Raw genomic sequence first — 18,137 nt, 5'->3', positions numbered from 1 at the left:
GGCCGAGGGCTTGCGGCAAGCTGCCATCCTTAAGGCTGAAGGCGAGAAGCAGGCGCGCGTTCTTGAAGCCGAAGGCCGCAAGGAAGCAGCCTTCCGCGATGCTGAAGCCCGCGAGCGCGCGGCTGAAGCCGAAGCCCGCCGGGACGGCGGCATGACCTTGTCGAGCTATCTGCTGCGCCTGATGGGCTCGCGCGTCCTGGCGGCGCTTGCGGTCCTCATGGGCATCCTCCAGATCATCGACCTGCTGGACGTCACCACCACCATCCTCGACCGAAAGCTGGGCGCCGCGGGCGTGGGCTACTACGCCCTGCTGCGCGCGCCGCGGCTGTTCGAGCAGGCCGCGCCGCTGGCGGTGCTCGCGGGCTCCCTGTTCGCGTTCGGCAAGCTGGCGGGCGACAGCGCCGTGACCGCCATGCGGTCCACGGGTATCTCGGCCTACCGGATCACCCTGATGGCCCTGCCGGCGATCGTGGTGGTCTCCCTGGCGCAGCTGGGCGTCGGGCTGGTGCTTGCCCCGCACACTGATGCGGTTCTCTCCGAATGGTGGCAGGGCAGCGCGCCCAACGATCCCGACAAGGCGGTCGAGCCGGTGACCTTCCGGCTGCGCAACGAGATCGTCACCGCCGTGCCACGGGACCCCGACGGCCGCAGCCTGGAGAAGGTGACCATCTATCGCCGCGACGCCACGGGCCGCCTGGTGCAGCGGACGGACGCCAGGGCCGCTGTCTACGAAGGCGACAGGTGGCGGCTGATCGAGCCGCGGTTCGAGACCCTGGGGACCGCCAGCATTTCGGAGGCCAGCGCCACGACCCAGGACTGGTCCCGCGACCTGACGCCCGGCGATGTCCGCGCTCTCGCCGGGGGCCAGACCGTGGTCACGCCGCAGGAGGCCAGCCGGGCCCTGCAGGGCGGCCTGTCGGTGCGGCCCAGGACCTTCTACGACACGCAACTGCAGCGGGCCTGGGCGGCGCCGGTCGCCTGTCTGGTGATGCTGCTGCTGGCGGCGCCCGTCGCCCTGGCCAATTTTCGCGGCGGCGGAGCGACACTGCTGGTGGAGTGCCTGGCTGGCGGCCTGCTGTTCCTGGTGTTCGACGGCGCCTTCACCGCGCTTGGCGAGAGTGGAGCCGCCCCGCCGGTGCTGGCCGCGTGGGCCGCGCCCGCGATGTTCGCGGCTCTAGGTGTGACCGTGCTGCTCTACCTGGAGGGCTGAGTTGCCATCCGGGGGAACGGCCGCCGGCCTCGAGATCATTCCGGTCCGCTCGAAGGCCGAGCTGGAGCGGTTCATCCGCGTGCCGATGCGCCTGGGCGCGGACGATCCCAACTACATCGCGCCGCTGATGTTCGAGCGGCGCGAAGCCCTCACGGCCAAGGGAAATCCGTTCTTCGCCCACGCGGACGTACAGTTCTGGCTGGCAGTGCGGGGAAAGCGCGACGTGGGCCGAATCAGCGCCCAGATCGACCGGCTGAACCCCCAGACCGCGGAGGGCGTCGGCAACTTCGGCATGGTCGCCGCGGAGGATGACCCCGAGGTGTTCGCAGCGCTCTTCCGCACCGCCGAGGCGTGGCTGCGCGAGCGCGGCTGCAGGACGGCGCTGGGTCCGGTGAACCTGTCGACCAACGAAGAGGTCGGCCTGTTGGTGGCAGGGGGCGAGAACCCGCCGATGTTCATGATGGCGCACGATGCCGGCCATACGCCCGGCCGCATCGAGTCGGCAGGGTACGCCAAGGCCAAGGACATCTACGCCTACGTCTGCAGCGTCGCCGACGATCTGCCGGCGCCGATTCTGCGCCGGGTGCGCAAGCCGCCCGCCGAGGGGGTCGTCCTGCGCATGCTGGAGATGAAGCGCCTGGACGAAGAGGTACGCACCCTCACCGGCATCCTCAACGACGCCTGGTCGGGCAACTGGGGCTTCACGCCCACGACGGAGGCCGAGACCAAGGCGCTAGCGGATACGCTGAAGCTGGTTCTGGACCCGCGCCTCACGTGGTTCGCCGAGATCGACGGCGAGCCGGCGGGCTTCATCGTGCTGCTGCCGAACATCAACGAAGCGATCCGCGACCTCGGCGGCAAGCTACTCCCCTTCGGTTGGGCGAAGTTGATCTGGCGGCTGAAGATCCAGGGGGTGAAGACCGGCCGGGTCCCGCTCATGGGCGTGAAGCGCAAGTTCGCCGCGACGCTGCGCGGCCAGCTGCTGCCCTTTCAACTGATCGACGCCACGGCCCAGGCGGCGCGCAAGCTCGGCTACGAGCGCTATGAACTCTCTTGGGTGCTGGAGGACAACGTCCCCATGCGCCGCATCTGCGACGCCGGCGGGGCCAAGATCTACAAGACCTACCGCCTCTACGAGAAGGCCCTCTAGGTGGCAGGGTTCGCGGCCCTGGTGCTTGCCGGCTCGCGCGCCGGCGCCGCAGACCCGGTAGCGGCCTACGCCGGCGCCGCCCACAAGGCGCTGATCGTGCTTCAGGGTCGCACGTTGCTGGCCCGGGTCGTGGGCGCGTTGCGCGACGCCGAGGCGTCCCGGATCGCCGTGGTCTCCAGCCATCCGGAGGTGCGCATCGAGGCTGCGCGGCTGGGCGTGGAGGGGCTGGACGAGGCGGCCGGGCCGAGCCTCAGCGTGGCCGCAGCCGCGGGCCACCTCGGGACACCACTGCTGGTCACCACCGCCGACCACGCCCTGCTGGAGGCCGCCTGGGTGCAGCGTTTCCTGGCCGACGTTCCGGTCGGGGCCGACGTCGCCGCCCTGGTCGCCGCCCGCGCCACGGTGGAGGCGGCCGCCCCGAGCACCCAGCGCACATGGCTCAAGCTTTCCGATGGCCACTGGTCCGGCTGCAACCTGTTCTATCTGGCCAACGAGCGGGCGCTGGGCGTGGTCGACCTCTGGCGTCGCGTGGAGGCCGAGCGAAAGCGGCCCTGGCGCCAGGCGCAGATCCTGGGAGCCGGCATGCTCCTCCGTTACGCCACGGGCCGTCTTTCGCTGGAGGATGCCGCCGGGCGCCTCGGCGAGCTGGCGGGCGTCCGTGCCGCGGTCGTTCAGAGCCCCTTCGGGCTGGCGTCTGTCGACGTGGACAAGCCGGCCGACCTCGACCTCGTCCGGCGGATCGCGGGCGGCTAGTCGCCGTGGACCCCCGGCTGTCGATCCTGAAGCTCGACGTCGCCACCACATTCCGGCTGGACGATGCCGGCCGCATCCTGTGCGAGAACGACCCGGACGGATCGCCTGGACCGCGCGCCTTCGTTGCAGGCTGCATTGCGGGCAACGTCGTCCATCTCCGCGCGGATGTGGGCCGGGGGACAGCGGCCGAGATCGCCGCCTTGGTCGCCGCCGAACCGCCGTGGATCGATCCGCAGGCGCGTCCCGGCTGCATCGACCAGATCGCCCGGCTCCTGGATGGGCCGCCGGCGCGCCTGGAGGTCGGCTTCAACTATGTATTGCCAAGACAGGCGCTTCCGACGGGTCGTTTCGTCTGCGGGAACACCGCGCAAGGCGATGCGCTGCTCGCGAGCCTGTGCCGGGACGCGATGCCGGCTCATCTCCTGGCCGCCGGCTTCGTCAGCGTCGGCGACTTCTGGCCGCCCTGGTGTGTCGCGATGCAGGACGGGGTCATCGCCGCGATCGCCTTCTCCGCGCGGCTCGCGCCGACCAGCGCGGCGGTGGGTGTCTACACCTTCCCGGGATTCCGCGGACGCGGACTGGCGGCGGCGGTAACGGCTCGCTGGACGACGCTGCCCGGGCTCGGAACCCCCAGGCTGTTCTACGGGACGAGCAAGGCGAACCTGTCGTCGCAAAGGGTCGCCGCGCGGCTGGGCCTCGAGCGCGTCGGCCTCGGCCTGCGGATCATCTAGCGCCAGCCGGCCGACAGGCGGTTGAGGTTCTCGACATCGGCGGGGAAGTCCATTTCACCCCACTCCAGGCCCTCGATGGAGCAGACGCGGACGTCGACGCCGCTGTGCGCCAGCTCGTCGATGACGCTGAGGTACCAGCGGCGCAAACCCTCCGGGTGGGCCAGCACAGCCTCCACGCCGGCGGCGAACTTGGCCGCTCCCGCCTTGGAGAAGCGCAGGAATCCGATCGATTCGGCGTCGTAGGCCTCGATGGTCTTTCCGATGGCGCGCAGCTTACCGGCCTCGGTAAGCACCTTCATGTCGTCGGCGTCGTACGAGGGCTTGCGGTCGATGGTGACTGTGATGTCGCCCTCAGGGGCGTCCAGCAACCGCTCGGCCACGCCGGGGCCGAACAGGGTGTCGCCGTTCAGGACCAGGACCTCGCGGTCGAACTCGGCCCGGACGATCCAACACGAGGCGGTGTTGTCGGAGACGGTGTAGAACGGGTTGAAAGCCAACCGCACCGGCATTTCGAGACTGAGGCGCGCGACCTCGGCCTCCACCGCATCGGCGCGAAACCCGGTTACGATCACCGCTTCCTCGACGCCCGCGGCCTGCAGCCGCAGGAGCTGCCAGGCCAGGAGGCTCTTGCCCGACAGTTCGATCAGGCACTTGGGCCTGGCCTCGGTGAGCGGCAACAGGCGCTTGCCCTGGCCGGCCGCGAGGATGATGGCTCTGTGGGGCAAGGTCACGGGGCGCTTTTCGGGGGTTTCGAGCGGCCGGCTCTCAGGTCGAAGTCGATCTCAAAGCGAAGAGACCCCGCAAGGCGCAGGCCCGCGAGGTCTCGTCTGCCGTCTGCAGGCGGCGCGGCAGGCGAACGCCGCAATGTCTCGCCTACTTCAGGTGTTGCGCCAGGTGTTTGTTCATCTCGAACATGCTGACGGCGTCCTTGCCGTGGAAGATCGGCTTCAACTTGGCGTCGGCCAGGATCTCGCGCTTGTTGGCGGGATTCTGCAGGTTGTTCTTCTTTATGTACTCCCACATCTTCGACACGGTTTCCCCGCGCGAAAGCTGGCCCGGGCCCACTACTGCAGCCAGTTCGGCCGAGGGCGTCAGCGGCTTTTGCAGGGCGTTCGTGTTCTTACCAGTGGCCATGGGCTCCCCCAGCTGAAAAGTTTGTCGCGACGTTCCTGCGGGGGTCGCCGGAACCGACTCGCTTGATGCATCCTAGCGCGACGCGCGCCCCGCGCCACAGAAGAACGTTACGTGGCGTCGCAATGGATCACCTGGGAGTTGTGGCCTCCCGGGAAGGAGCGCCCGAGTGGGCTTCGCATTTTGACGACGATGAGCGGTCTGCCTTCGGTCACCCGGCCAGATCGACCGTCACCTTGGCCGAGAGGCCGGGACGCAGCCTGGCGATGTCCGGCTGGCCCGGCTCGAAGCGGAGCCTGACCGGCACACGCTGGACGATCTTGGTGAAATTGCCCACGCCCGGCTCGAAGGGCAACAGAGCGAACTCCGAGCCGGTGCCCGGCGCAAAGCTGTCGACGCGAGCGCGCAGGATCACGCCCGGCAGCGCGTCGACCTGCACCTTGGCCGTCTGGCCACGCAGCATGCGGGCGGTCTGGGTCTCCTTGAAGTTGGCCGTGATGTACGGGCGGTCCAAGGGATTGACGACCAGCAGGCGCGAGCCTGGCTGCACATAGTCGCCGACATTGGCCTGCCGGTCGCCGACGACGCCGGCGACCGGCGCGCGGATCTCCGCGTGTTCCCTGTCCTGGCGGGCCAGGTCGAGGGCGGCGGCGGCCTTGGCCCGCTGGGCCTTCGCCTGGGCGACCGCGGCCTGCAGTTCTCCCCGGCGGCTGTCGGTGGCGTCCTGCTCGCTGCGGCTGAGCGCCAGGCCCGCACGGCTGCGGTCGGCCGCGGCCGCCGCTGAGATGGCCTGAGCTTCGACCCGTTCGGCGGCGCTGTGGGGCGCATAGCCGGCCTTCTGCAGGGCGTCGTAGCGGCTCCAGTCGGCGCGGGCGCGGCGCACCTCGGCCTCGGCGGCGCGGATGCCGGTCTCGGCCTGGCGCACCTCGGCGGCGGCCATGGCCTGCTCCGAGCCCAGGCGCACCAGAGAGGCCTGGGCCGCGGCGATGGCCGCATCGGCCGCGGCCAGCTCGCCCTCGGCGGCCGCAACACGGGCGGCGTATTCCTGCGCGTCCAGGCGGACCAGCAGTTGGCCGGCGGCGACCGGCTGGTTGTCGCTGACCAGCACCTGGGCCACCTGGCCCCGCACGCGCGGCGCGACGATCGTCATGTCGGTCTTGATGTAGGCGTTGTCGGTGACCGCCGTAGGCTTGGCGGCCAGCAGCCACGCCGCGCCGCCACCACCCACCGCCAGCGCGGCGGCCAGCACCAGCACGCCGCGCGGGAGCCGGCGCCTCGGCCTCGCCAGCGGCGGATCGACAGGCGCGGCCTCGGCCGTCGAGATAGCTTCGATCTTCATTGTTCGAACACCAGCAGGGTGGACGTGGCGGTGGCGTAGAGGCGGCCCTGAAGGTCCGTCAGCCGGCCCTCGGCAAAGGCGGCGCGGGCCCCGGCCTTGATGACCTTGCCCTCGGCGCGGACCGGACCGGTGTCCTTGGTCATCGGGCGATGGTAGGCGACCTTGAGCTCGAGGGTCGTGTAACCCTGGCCTGCCTTCAATACGGAATGGACTGCGCAGCCGACGGCGCTGTCCAGCAAGGTCGCCGCATAGCCGCCATGCACCGTGCCGATGGGGTTGTAGACGCTCTCGTCGGGATGGCCGCCGAAGACGACCCGACCCTCCTCGATCTCCACGACGTCGAAGCCCATGGTCTTGCCGATGCCCGGGCGGCGCTCGGGCCGCGCGGGGTCGAAGGCGGCTCGGAGTTGCTCGAGGCCGGTCATGCGGTTGCGGTCGGGCGTTGTGGCGGCGGTCATTGGTCGATCCCCATTCGGGTCTTGAGGTTGGCCCGCGCGTCGGCGAGCAGGCGGGCGGCGTCTTCATCGTCGGACATGGCGCGGGACAGCGAGACTGCGCCGGCCATCTCGGCCAACAGGGACGCCGCCAGGTGGCGACGATCCTCTGAGAGCCAGTTCTGCAACCTGCCGATTAGAGCGCGCACGCCGCGCTCGTAGGCCTGGCGCACCGGCTGGCCCTGGCGAGGCAGGTCGCTGGAGAGCGTGGCGATCGGGCAGCCGCTTGCGGGGTTATCGCGATGTGCTGGCGAGACGTAGGCATCGACGAACGCGCCTAGCGACTGTGGCCCGTCCAGGCCGTCCAGCATCCTGGCGAAGCGTCGTGCGCTCTGGCCGAACGCCTCATCGATGGCGGCCACCACAAGCGCCTCCTTGCTGGGAAAATGGGCGTAGAAGCCGCCGTGGGTCAGGCCGGCCTCGGCCATGATCTCGGCCACGCCTACGCCTTCCGGGCCCTTCGCCCGCACTGCGGTCGCAGCGGCCCGCACCACCTTCCTGCGGGTCTCTTCCTTGTGAGTGTCGCTATAGCGCATCGCCCATCGAGCCTTTATATGACCAGTATCATATTATGTACCTGGGCCGGAATCGCAAGAGATGACCGCCGCGACCATCACCGCCGCCTTCCCGCCCGCTGGGCCCGCTGCGCTCGGCGATAAGCGAAAGCTGTTGATCTTCGGGATCATGGCGTTCGGCCAGTTCATGGCGCTGCTGGACATCCAGATCGTCGCCGCCTCACTCAACTCGATCCAGGCGGGGCTGAATGCGGGGCCGGATGAGATCGCCTGGGTCCAGACGGCCTACCTGATGGCCGAGATCGTCATGATCCCGCTGGCGGCGTTCCTGTCACAGGCGCTGTCGACGCGTTGGCTCTTCACGCTCTCGGCGGGCCTGTTCACGGTCTCCAGCCTGCTCTGCGGCCTGGCCTGGGACATCAATTCGATGATCGCGTTCCGGGTGATCCAGGGCTTCACCGGCGGCGCCATGGTGCCGCTGGTGTTCGCCACCGGCTTCCAGATGTTCGAGGGCCCCAAGCGGGCGATGATCCCGGCGATCCTGGGCATGGTCTCGACGCTCGCCCCGACACTGGGCCCCAGCCTGGGCGGACTGATCACCGAGTACTACGACTGGCGCTGGCTGTTCTTCATGAACATCGTGCCGGGCGTCGCCGTGACCATCGCCTTCGCGTTCATCGGCAAAGTGGATGGGGCCGCGCCAGGCATGCTGAAGCGCATCGACTGGCTGCACGTGGCGTCGCTCGCCGTGTTCCTGGGCGGGCTGCAGTACGTGCTGGAGGAAGGCCCGCGCCACGAGTGGTTCAACGACACCGCCGTGCAGGTGGCCGGCTGGCTCTCGGTGGTGGGCGCCGTGGTTTTCTTCGAGCGCACGTTCTGCTCGACCATGCCCGTCCTGAGGCTCACGCCCTTCCGCCGCCCGACCTTCGCGATGGCCTGCGTCCTGAACCTGGTGATCGGCGTCGGCCTCTACGCGGCGACCTTTCTGACACCGGTCTACCTGGGCCAGGTGCGAGAGTTCTCCAGCCTGCAGATCGGCACGACCGTGTTCGTCACGGGCGTGGCCATGACCATCACCGCCCCCATCGCCGCGCGGCTCTCGACAAGGGTGGATGGGCGCTACGTCATCGCCGTCGGCTTCGCGATGTTCGCCGCCTCGCTGTGGATGTTCTCCGGCGTCACCGACGACTGGGGCTTCCGGGAGCTGTTCTGGCCGCAGGTGATCCGGGGCCTGGCCATGCTGCTTTGCATTGTGCCGGCGGTGGGCATGGCGCTGAACGGCGTGCCGCCGGAGGACCTGCGTTACGCCTCGGGGCTCTTCAATCTCATGCGCAATCTGGGCGGGGCGATCGGGATCGCCGTGGTCAACACCTGGCTGATCGACTTCACGCGCGAGCAGACTGCGCGTCTTTCCGCGGCCATGGGTGAGGCGCCAGACCGGGCGCTGGGCGCACTGAACGGTCTCAGCCAGATGGCGTCGGCGTGGACGCCGGACGCCAGCCGCGCGCTGGGGATCGGCCAGGGCGTAATGGGCCGGATCGTCGGCCGCGAGGCCGCCACCCTCGCCTTCGCAGACACCTACCGTCTGATGGCCTACCTGTTCCTGGCCGCCCTGATCATCGTGCCGTTCGCCAAGCCCGCGCCCAACGTGGCTGGCCCGCCGCCTGCGGAGCACTAGGCAGTCCCGACGGAAATGCGCTCAATAGGGCGAACGGAGGAGCCCCCCATGACCGACACCATCCTCTACCAAGTCCCGGCCCCACACGTCGCGCGGATCGTGCTGAACCGGCCGGACAGCCGCAACGCTCAGGATACCGGCCTGCTCTACGCGCTGAACGGAGCCTTCGACCGGGCGGCGCAGGACGATGAGGTGAAGGTGATCATCCTGGCCGCGGCGGGACCGCACTTCTCCTCCGGTCACGACCTGCGCGAAGGCGGCTCGATCGCAGAACAGATGGAGCCCTTCGGTATCGTGGGGACCTGGTGCGGCTTCGGCTGCGCTGGCGCCGAAGGGCGAATGGCGCGGGAGAAAGAAATCTACCTCGGCCTCTCCGAACGCTGGCGCAACATTCCCAAGCCCACCATCGCCCAGGTCCAGGGCAAGTGCATCGCCGGCGGCCTGATGCTGGCCTGGCCCTGCGACCTCATCGTGGCGTCCGACGATGCGGCCTTCTGCGACAACACCGTCGGCATGGGCGTTGGCGGCGTGGAGTACTTCGCCCACCCCTGGGAGTTGGGGCCGCGCAAGGCCAAGGAACTGCTGTTCACCGCCGACTGGCTGAGCGCGCTGGAGGCCAAGGCGCTGGGGATGGTGAACCATGTCGTCCCGGCCGCGGAGCTGGAGGCCTTCACCCTGGCGCTGGCCACGCGGATCGCAGCAAAGCCGTTGTTCGCACTGAAGCTGGCCAAGGAGGCGGTGAATGCCGCAGAGGACGCCCAAGGGCGCGCCGGCGCTATGAACACCGCCTTCGCGCTGCATCAGCTGGCCCACAGCCACAACATGCAGGTCCACGGCATGGCGGTGGATCCCAGCGGCCTGCAGGTGCGCCCGAAGGCCACGGCCTAGCCCCGGCGGCCTTCCCGTTTGACTTGCCCCCACGGCACACGGCCAACCTCACGCCAACTAGAGAAGACTGCCTGGGAGGCGTGCCGCGATGGGTTGGACCTTAGCCGAGATCTGGGAAGCCGTTGCGGCCGCCCAGCCAGATCGCGCCGCGGTGATCCAGGGCGAGCGGGTCATCACCTGGGCCCAGTTCGACGCCCGTTCTGACGCCCTGGCCGCCCACTTCATCGCCAAGGGGATGAGCCAGCAGGCGAAGGTTGCGGCCTTCCTCTACAACGGGCCCGAGTACCTCGAGAGCTACTTCGCCGCCTTCAAGGGCGGCTTCGCGCCGGTCAACACCAACTACCGCTACGGGCCGGAGGAGCTGGTCTATCTGTTCGACAATGCCGACGCCGAGGCCATCGTCTTCCATGCGGGCTTCAGCGAGATGGTCGACCAGATTCGCCCACGCCTGCCCCGCGTGAAGGCCTGGGTGTCGGTTGCTGAACCGGGCCACCCAACGCCGGCCTGGGCGGACGACTACGAGACGGTGGTCGCCAAGATCCCCGCGCGGCGCCCCGTGCGCGCGCCCTGGGGCGTCTCCGGCGAGGATCTGCTGCTGCTCTACACCGGCGGCACGACCGGGATGCCGAAGGGCGTGATGTGGCGCCAGGACGACCTGTTCCAGGTGCTGGGCGCCGGGGGCAATGCCGCCCTGGAAATCCCGCCGGCGACGTCCATCGAGGAGCTGATCACCCGCCACGCGGCGCCGGACCACCAGCGGCCCATCAGCCTGATCGCCGCGCCGCTGATGCACGGGACCGGTCAGTTCTCCGCCTTCATCTCCTTCTTCAACGGCGGCTCGGTCGTGGTGCTGCCATCGCGCAAGTTCGATGCGATGGAGCTCTGGAACGAGGTCGAGCGGTTGAAGGCCACCGGCGTCGTCCTTGTTGGCCTCGCCTTCTCAACCCCTATGCTGGAGGCCCTGGACGCCAATCCCGGGCGCTGGGACCTGTCGAGCGTCCGGAGCATGAGCTCATCGGGTTCGATGTGGAGCTACGAGAACAAGCGCGGCCTGCTTCGCCATATCCCGGCCGCCGTGATCGCCGACAGCTTCGGCTCCTCCGAGGCGGTGGGCCTGGGCGCCTCGGCCTCGGCCGCCGGCGCGGAGGCGCAGACCGCGGCCTTCATGCTGGGGCCGAACACGGCGGTCTTCACCGAGGATGGCCGGCGCGTGGTTCCGGGTTCCGGCGAACGCGGCCTGGTCGCGGTCACCGGCTTCCTGCCGATGGGCTACTACAAGGACGAGGCCAAATCGGCGGGCACCTTCAAGATCATAGAAGGCATCCGCTGGTCGGTGCCCGGGGACTGGGCCGAGGTGAACACCGACGGCACGCTCAAGCTGCTGGGCCGCGGCTCGGTCTGCATCAACACCGGCGGCGAGAAGGTCTTCCCGGAGGAGGTCGAGGAGGCGCTGAAGCGCCACGCGGCCGTCCGCGACGCGGTGGTCATCGGCGTGCCGGACGCCCGCTTCGGCGAGCGCATCTGCGCGGTGGTGGAACCGGAGGCCGGCGAGGCCCCGACGCTCAGCGACCTGTCCGAGCACGTGCGGACGCAATTGGCCGGCTACAAGGCGCCCCGCGAACTGGTGGTGGTGGACAGCATCGGCCGCGCCCCCAACGGAAAGGTCGACTACAAGGCCGTCAAGGAGCGCGCCTTGGCGGCGCTGGGGGCCGCAGCCTAGCCAGGGGGTGTTGACCGGCAGGCGGTTGACACCTTTCGCTGGCCAACGTCACCGCCGCGGCTCACCTGCTGCAGCTACGACCGAGGCCGGTCCTTGGAGCGGCCAACTTGGATGGGTCGGGCGGCTAGCCCGGCTGACTTCTAAGGCTTCGCACGAACTCCACCAGGGCCGAACGGGAAACACCGCGGGGCAAACCGGCGTAGGCCTTGAGCAGCTCGAGCGCGCCCGGCTCGGCCAGCAGGGCCGCGACCTCGTCCACTGCGCCGGACGACGCGGAACTCTCTCCGAACATCTCGGCCACCGGCACGTCGAGCGTCTTGGCTATGCGGGTCAGCATGGAGGCGGACACGCGGTTGGCGCCGCGCTCATACTTCTGGATCTGCTGGAAGGTCACGCCGGCGGCTTCCGCCAAGGCCTGCTGCGACAGCCCCCGCACCTTGCGCAGCAGCCTGATCCGCGCGCCGACAGCGACGTCCACGGGGTCAGCGGCCGCATCGGGTCTGTTGGCCATGAGGTCTCGGATCTCCTTAAGAAACGTGAGCTTCAGCGCGCGCGCCTGGTCTCGTCATCCACTGGCGGAACGATGGTCGCCTGCGACGCAGGGACATCCGAGATGCAGAAGCAGGCCTCCGCGATGGCGATTCCCACGGCCCGCCGCAGCGGCCTGAAAGCCGGAGCATCGCGCTCGAGGTGGATCAGCTCTTCCTCGTAGGGGGTCAACAACTCCACCAGATTCTGAGCCAGACGCCTAGCGTACTCAGGGTCTTGAATCATTGCGTCCCCTCTTTGTCGGAAACTCGACCATCGGAGACGCGAACGCAAGCAACCGCAGCGGGCGCTGGGGTCAACTTCCATGCTCCCGGAGAACGCCGCCTATTCTGCGGCCGCGGCTTCACGCTTGCGGCGACGGCGCTCGGGGCGGTCAAGGAGCTTGCGCAGGGTCGCCGCCAGCACAGCGGTCTCGTAGGGCTTGTCCAGCAACGGAAACTCGCGGCCCTCGATGACCCGGTTCTCTCCCACGAAGCCCGACGTGAGCAGAACCCGCAGGTTCGGGCGCAACTCGCGGGCGGTGCGCGCGAGGCTCAGGCCGCTGACGCCGCCCGGCATCACCACATCCGTGAACAGGAGGTCCAGGTCGCGGTCCGCTTGCAGCGCGGCCAGCGCCTCGGCGGCGTTGGTGGCGGTGACGACCTGGTAGCCGAGGCCGGTCAGCACATCGAGGGTGAGCGCCAGGACCGTGCTGTCGTCTTCGACCAGCAGTATCCTCTCGGAACCGCCCACCAGCTTGCCGATGGCTCGGGCGGGCGTCGGTTTCTCGGCCTCAGCGTCGCTGGCCGGCAGCAACAGCTTGAAGGTTGCGCCCTTCCCCGGCTCGCTCTCCAACCGCATCTCGCCGTCCGACTGACTGACGAAGCCGTAGACCTGGCTCAGGCCCAGGCCTGAACCCTTGCCGACATCCTTCGTGGTGAAGAAGGGTTCGAACACCCGGTGGCGGACCGCCTCGTCCATGCCGACGCCGGTATCGCGCACCTCGATCGCCACGTAGCCCAAGGGGGTCGGCCCCGCCTCGCGCCGGGTGGCGATCGTCAGTAGGCCTCCCTCCGGCATCGCGTCGCGGGCGTTGACAGCCAGGTTCAGCAGGGCCGTCTCCAGTTGGGTTGCGTCCACGTGGGTGGCCAGCGGCTTATCGGCGAGGTCCAGCTCCAGGGTCACCGACTCTCCCACCGCCTGACGCATCAGGGGCGCGAAGGTGGTGATGAGGGCGTTCACGTCCAGGGTGACCGGCGTCAGGCGCTGACGCCGCGAGAAGGCCAGCAGCTGGCCGGTCAGGTCTCGGCCCCGCTCAGCGGCCTGGCGCACCGCGTCGATGCGGCGCATCCGGCGCTCCTCCTCCTCCTGGCGGGTGGCCAGCATGTCGATGTTGCCGAGGACGACAGTGAGCAGGTTGTTGAAGTCGTGGGCGACGCCGCCGGTCAACTGCCCGACCGCCTCCATCTTGCGGGCTTGGGCAAGCTGTTCCTCCAGGCTCTTGCGGTCGGTGGCGTCAAGGATGACGCCGAATATCTCCTGGCCCTCGCCGTCCTCGCTGGGCGCCAGCACGCCCTGGTCCTGTAAAACGCGATACTGGCCGTCGGCGCAAAGCCAGCGGAACTCCACGTTGTAGCTGCCCGTCTGCCGGGCGCCGGAGACACGCTCGGCGACCAGCTCGAGGTCGTCGGGGTGGATGCGGCTGGCGCCGAACTCAGCCTCATCCGTGAAGCGGTGCGGTGCGAAGCCGGTGATCTGCTCGATACTCTCCGAGACGAACAGGGTGGCGAACGGGGGCTCGGCCCGCCGGGAGTGGAACACGATCGGCAGCGACTTCAGGATCGCTTCCTGGCGCGCCTCAGTGCGACGCAGAGCCTTCTCGGTACGGGCCTGTTGCGCCTTCACCCGCGCGTGCTCGTCCAGCAGCCACTGCTGGTACGCCGACTGGCGTTCCACCTCCTTGGTCTTCAGGAACAGGTCGACGAAGACCTGCACCTTGGCCTTGAGGATGAACGGATCAATCGGCTTGAACACCACGTCAACGGCCCCGGCCGAGTAGGCCTGAAAGATGTGCGCCTCATCGCGGAAGATGGCGGTGAGGAAGACGATCGGGGTGTGCTGGTTCTTCTTGCGCGTGCGCACCAGGGCGGCGGTCTCGTAGCCGTCCATGCCGGGCATATGCAGGTCGAGCAGGATCAGGGCGAACTCCTCGACCAGGAGCTTCTTCAGCGCGTCCTCACCCGAGCGCGCAACAACCAGCTCGTGGCCCAGATCAGACAACGCCTCCACCGCGGCGAAGGCGTTGCGCTCGTCGTCGTCGACGATGAGGATCCGGGCCGTCAGCGGAGCGTCCAGGTCGGGCGGAGCGTTGGGCTCAACCCGCCGTGATGGCCCCGTCGCGGCGATGGCGGCGGGATGGGATGTCACGTCAACTCGCTTGCGGCATCAGGGTAACCACGGTGTCGCTCGCAAGTTTCATTGAGTCCGCCCGCTGTATCGACACACGCAGGACCGAGATCAGGTGATCGATGTCCACCGGCTTCGACACATAGTCAGATGCGCCGGCCTGGATGCACTTCTGCCGGTCGCCCTTCATCGCCTTGGCCGTCACCGCGACGATGGGCAGGTCGGCGGACGCCAGGCGCGAGCGGATCTCGCGGATCGTCTCGTAGCCATCCATGTCCGGCATCATGATATCCACCAGCACCACGTCCATGTCGCTCCTGGCTTCGAGAATCTCGAGGCCGGCGCGTCCGCTTTCGGCATAGCTGAGGTCTATGCCGTACTCCTCGAGCGCCGAGGCGAGGGAGAATATGTTGCGGATGTCGTCGTCGATCACCAGCACCTTGCGGCCGGTGAGCACCGCGTCCTCGTGCTTGGACTGGCTGAGTTTCGCGCGCGCCGGAGCCGACAGGCTCTCCAGTGGCGAGTGCAGCAAGAGGCTCGTCTGGTCGACCAGCTGATCGGGCGTGCGCGCCATGCGGACCAGACCGACGAACACCGACAGGCGCAAGCGCCGGTCGTCGTCAGGATCAAGCTCAGCGGGCGCGTAAACCACCACCGGCGTGCAGCGGCCCTCCGCCTGCCGAAGCTGGTCGATCAGTTGCGGCACGGGAAGCGCGGAGCCTTCCACCACCACCGCGTCGGGCTGCTCGGAGCCCGGACGGGCGATGACGGCGGCGACGTCCTCGGCCACCTCCACCTGGGCGAAGCACTGGCGAAGCGTGTCGGCCGCCTCACCCTCGCCGCCGACCAGAACGATCTTGCGATCGACCTTGTCGGCGAAAGTCTTCACGCCGGCCAGGGTGGAGACCACCACCTCGCGCTCAACTGGCTTGTGGGTGAAGCCGAAGGCGCCCATCGAGAGGCCCAGCCCCTTCTGGTCGTCGGCCGAGATGACGTGCACAGGGATATGCCGCGTCTCGGGCGTGCGCTTGAGGAGGTCCAGCAAGGCCAGGCCGTCCATATCCGGCAGGCCGATGTCGAGCATGATGGCGTCGGGACCGAAGCGCCGCGCCAGTGAGGGGGCCGCCCCGCCCTCCCCGGTCACCACGCCTTTGAAGCCGCCGTCCCGCACCAGGTTGAGCAGGATCGAGGCGAAGCGGGGGTCGTCCTCGACGATCAGCACCACGGAGTCTTCCGAGGTGATCATCTCCCGGTCGTCGGCCACCTGCTCCACCGGTTCGTCCGAGAACGACGAGGGCAACGCCATCATCGGCCGCTGCATCGGAGGGGCCAGACCCCCGCGCGCGGGGGCGGCCTGCTGCGGACTGAAGTTCAGCGGCAGGTACAGGGTGAAGGTAGAGCCTTTGCCAGGCGCCGAGACCACGCGGAGCTCGCCGCCCAGCAGGCGTGTAATCTCCCGGCTGATCGACAGGCCCAGGCCCGTGCCCCCGTACTTCCTGCTGATCGAGCCGTCCGCCTGCTGGAAGCTCTCGAAGATGATCCTCTGCTTGTCCTCCGGGATGCCGATGCCCGTGTCCTCGACCGTGAAGGCCAGGACCTGGCCGGCGGTGTTGAGGTGGTCGTTGGTTGGGTTCCAGCCGGACTGGGCGCGGGCGACCTTCAGCCTCACATGGCCGCTCTCCGTGAACTTGAAGGCATTGGACAGCAGGTTCTTCACGATCTGCTGCAGCCGTTTGTCGTCGGTGTACATCGAGCGCGGCAGGGCGGGATCGAGGTCGATGATGAAGTCCAGCTTCTTGTCGGCCGCCACCTGGCTGAACGTGCGGTCTGTCTGGTCCTTGAGGCTGGCGAAGGACATCTCGCTGATGTCCAGGGTCACCGTGCCGCTCTCCACCTTGGTCAGGTCGAGGATGTCGTTGATCAGGCCCAGCAGGTCCGCGCCGGCGGCGTGGATGTTGTGGGCGAATTCCACCTGCTTCTCGCTCAGATTACCCTGACCGTTGTCGGCCAGGAGTTTCGAGAGGATCAATAGCGAATTCAGCGGCGTGCGCAGTTCGTGGCTCATGTTGGCCAGGAACTCGGACTTGTATTTCGACGTCAGGGCCAGCTGTTCGGCCTTGTCTTCCAGCGCGATCTTGGCCTGTTCCACCTCACGGTTCTTGGCTTCCACCTGCTGGTTCTGGACGGACAGCAGGTGCGCCTTCTCTTGCAGCTCGGCGTTGGTCTGCTGCAGCTCCTCCTGCTTGGTGCGCAGCAGTTCCTCCGACTGACGCAGGCTCGCGGCCTGCTGTTCCAGGCGGTCGTTGGTCTTCTTCAGCTCCTCCTGCTGGGCCTGCAGTTCCGAGGTCAGCAGTTGCGACTGCTTCAGCAGACCTTCGGTGCGCATGTTGGCCGCGATGGTCGAGAGCACGATGCCGATGGATTCCATCAGCTGGTCGAGAAACTGCTGCTGGGTCTCGTTGAACTCGCCGAAGGTCGCCAGCTCGATCACCGCCTTCACCTCGCCCTCGAAGAGAGCTGGCAGGACGATGATGTTGGCCGGCGCGGCTTCGCCCAGCCCGGATGAGACCTTGACGTAGTTCCTGGGTACGTTCGACAGCAGGATGCGACGCTTCTCGTAGGCGCACTGCCCGATCAGGCCTTCGCGGAGCCTGAACGAGTTCGCCAGGTGCTTCCTGTTGTTGAAGGCGTAGGAGGCGGCGAGGTTCAGGACCGCATTCCCCGCCTCGTCCCGGTCTGAGACGTAGAAGACCGCGTGCTGGGCGTTGATCAGCGGGGCCAGCTCGCTCAGCACCAGGTTCGACACGGTCGACAGGTCGCGTTCGCCCTGCAGCATGCGGGTGAAGCGGGCCAGGTTGGTCTTCAGCCAGTCCTGCTCGGTGTTCTTCAACGTCTGATCGCGCAGGTTGCGGATCATCTCGTTGATGTTGTTCTTCAGCTCCTCCACCTCGCCCGAGGCCTCGACGGTGATTGAGCGGGTGAGGTCGCCCTTGGTCACCGCGGTGGACACCTCGGCGATGGCGCGGACCTGGGTGGTCAGGTTGGCGGCAAGTTCGTTGACGTTGTCGGTCAGGTCGCGCCAGAGGCCGGCTGCCCCGGGCACGCGGGCCTGGCCGCCCAGCTGGCCTTCGATGCCCACCTCCCGGGCCACGTTGGTCACCTGGTCGGCGAAGGTCGCGAGCGTCTCGATCATGCCGTTGATGGTGTCGGCGAGCGCGGCGATCTCACCCTTGGCGTCCAGGGTCAGCTTGCGCTTCAGGTCGCCGTTGGCCACGGCCGTCACCACGTCGGCGATATTGCGGACCTGGCCGGTCAGGTTGCCGGCCATCATGTTCACATTGTCGGTGAGATCCTTCCAGGTCCCCGCCACGCCGGGCACCTGCGCCTGGCCGCCGAGCTTGCCCTCGGTGCCCACTTCGCGCGCCACGCGGGTCACTTCCGAGGCGAAGGCGTTCAGCTGGTCCACCATGGTGTTGATGGTGTTCTTCAGCTCCAGGATCTCGCCGCGCACGTCCACGGTGATCTTTTTGGAAAGGTCTCCGCGGGCCACGGCCGTGGTCACGTCGGCGATGTTGCGGACCTGGCCGGTCAGGT

Annotated in this window: 16 protein-coding genes and 1 pseudogene (1 of these 17 running past the window's edge); 8 read left to right on the top strand and 9 right to left on the bottom strand. The window is 68.3% G+C overall.

The annotated features are described in order from the left end of the window. From QZV94_RS10680 to QZV94_RS10660, 5 genes and pseudogenes are all read left to right on the top strand, one after another. Positions 1-155: pseudogene (locus QZV94_RS10680) on the top strand (LptF/LptG family permease) (it extends 1,135 nt beyond the left edge of the window). Continuing rightward, entirely contained in the window at positions 152-1,210 is a 1,059-nt protein-coding gene (locus tag QZV94_RS10675) for an LptF/LptG family permease (protein ID WP_293677836.1), read from the top strand. Before QZV94_RS10680 ends, QZV94_RS10675 begins: the two are co-directional and overlap by 4 nt. Position 1,211: 1 nt before the next feature. Beyond that, positions 1,212-2,360 carry a dATP pyrophosphohydrolase gene (locus QZV94_RS10670; RefSeq protein WP_293677835.1) on the top strand — a complete coding sequence of 383 codons (1,149 nt, stop codon included), beginning with the start codon at positions 1,212-1,214 and terminating at the stop codon, positions 2,358-2,360. Then, a complete protein-coding gene (locus tag QZV94_RS10665) occupies positions 2,361-3,113 on the top strand; it encodes a nucleotidyltransferase family protein (protein ID WP_293677834.1) in 753 nt (250 codons plus the stop codon). A gap of 5 nt (positions 3,114-3,118) precedes the next feature. Further along, positions 3,119-3,844: a hypothetical protein gene (locus QZV94_RS10660; RefSeq protein ID WP_293677833.1), complete on the top strand. Its 726-nt coding sequence runs from the start codon at positions 3,119-3,121 to the stop codon at positions 3,842-3,844. On the opposite strand, the gene QZV94_RS10655 is transcribed toward QZV94_RS10660, so the two are convergent. The 5 genes from QZV94_RS10655 to QZV94_RS10635 all read right to left on the bottom strand — a co-directional run bounded on the left by QZV94_RS10655 (position 3,841) and on the right by QZV94_RS10635 (position 7,344). Beyond that, positions 3,841-4,575, bottom strand: coding sequence for a sugar phosphate nucleotidyltransferase (locus QZV94_RS10655; protein WP_293677832.1), 735 nt, complete (start codon positions 4,573-4,575; stop codon positions 3,841-3,843). The two genes, QZV94_RS10660 and QZV94_RS10655, sit on opposite strands and share 4 nt — an antisense overlap. Positions 4,576-4,717: 142 nt before the next feature. Then, positions 4,718-4,978: an SWIB/MDM2 domain-containing protein gene (locus tag QZV94_RS10650; RefSeq protein ID WP_293677829.1), complete on the bottom strand. Its 261-nt coding sequence runs from the start codon at positions 4,976-4,978 to the stop codon at positions 4,718-4,720. Positions 4,979-5,186: 208 nt separating this feature from the next. Then, the gene (locus tag QZV94_RS10645; RefSeq protein WP_293677827.1) at positions 5,187-6,314 is read right to left on the bottom strand and encodes an HlyD family secretion protein; all 1,128 of its coding nucleotides are present in this window, start codon (positions 6,312-6,314) and stop codon (positions 5,187-5,189) included. After that, a complete protein-coding gene (locus QZV94_RS10640) occupies positions 6,311-6,772 on the bottom strand; it encodes a PaaI family thioesterase (RefSeq protein WP_293677824.1) in 462 nt (153 codons plus the stop codon). The genes QZV94_RS10645 and QZV94_RS10640 overlap by 4 nt, the downstream gene beginning before the upstream one ends. Continuing rightward, positions 6,769-7,344, bottom strand: coding sequence for a TetR/AcrR family transcriptional regulator (locus QZV94_RS10635; RefSeq protein ID WP_293677823.1), 576 nt, complete (start codon positions 7,342-7,344; stop codon positions 6,769-6,771). The genes QZV94_RS10640 and QZV94_RS10635 overlap by 4 nt, the downstream gene beginning before the upstream one ends. A 61-nt stretch (positions 7,345-7,405) precedes the next feature. Here QZV94_RS10635 and QZV94_RS10630 point away from each other — a divergent pair, with 61 nt between their 5' ends. The 3 genes from QZV94_RS10630 (at position 7,406) to QZV94_RS10620 (ending at position 11,609) form a co-directional block, all read left to right on the top strand. After that, positions 7,406-9,001, top strand: coding sequence for a DHA2 family efflux MFS transporter permease subunit (locus QZV94_RS10630; protein WP_293677821.1), 1,596 nt, complete (start codon positions 7,406-7,408; stop codon positions 8,999-9,001). Between the two features lie 48 nt (positions 9,002-9,049). Further along, on the top strand, positions 9,050-9,889 hold the full coding sequence (locus QZV94_RS10625) for an enoyl-CoA hydratase (protein ID WP_293677820.1): 840 nt from the start codon (positions 9,050-9,052) through the stop codon (positions 9,887-9,889). Between the two features lie 88 nt (positions 9,890-9,977). Then, a complete protein-coding gene (locus tag QZV94_RS10620; protein ID WP_293677819.1) occupies positions 9,978-11,609 on the top strand; it encodes an AMP-binding protein in 1,632 nt (543 codons plus the stop codon). 124 nt (positions 11,610-11,733) lie between these two features. Here QZV94_RS10620 and QZV94_RS10615 read toward each other — a convergent pair whose 3' ends face one another. The 4 genes from QZV94_RS10615 to QZV94_RS10600 all read right to left on the bottom strand — a co-directional run. Further along, positions 11,734-12,120: a helix-turn-helix transcriptional regulator gene (locus QZV94_RS10615; RefSeq protein WP_293677817.1), complete on the bottom strand. Its 387-nt coding sequence runs from the start codon at positions 12,118-12,120 to the stop codon at positions 11,734-11,736. Between the two features lie 32 nt (positions 12,121-12,152). Next, the gene (locus QZV94_RS10610; RefSeq protein ID WP_293677815.1) at positions 12,153-12,383 is read right to left on the bottom strand and encodes a hypothetical protein; all 231 of its coding nucleotides are present in this window, start codon (positions 12,381-12,383) and stop codon (positions 12,153-12,155) included. A 99-nt stretch (positions 12,384-12,482) separates the two neighbouring features. After that, positions 12,483-14,564: a response regulator gene (locus QZV94_RS10605; RefSeq protein WP_293677814.1), complete on the bottom strand. Its 2,082-nt coding sequence runs from the start codon at positions 14,562-14,564 to the stop codon at positions 12,483-12,485. Position 14,565: 1 nt separating this feature from the next. Then, the coding region (locus QZV94_RS10600; RefSeq protein WP_293677811.1) for a response regulator at positions 14,566-18,137 on the bottom strand (3,572 nt) is incomplete at its 5' end.

The organism is uncultured Phenylobacterium sp., from assembly GCF_902826855.1.
Taxonomy (GTDB): Bacteria; Pseudomonadota; Alphaproteobacteria; order Caulobacterales; family Caulobacteraceae; genus Phenylobacterium.
The sequence above is the reverse complement of the archived record's forward strand: the minus strand, read 5'-3'. Positions and strand labels throughout refer to the sequence as shown.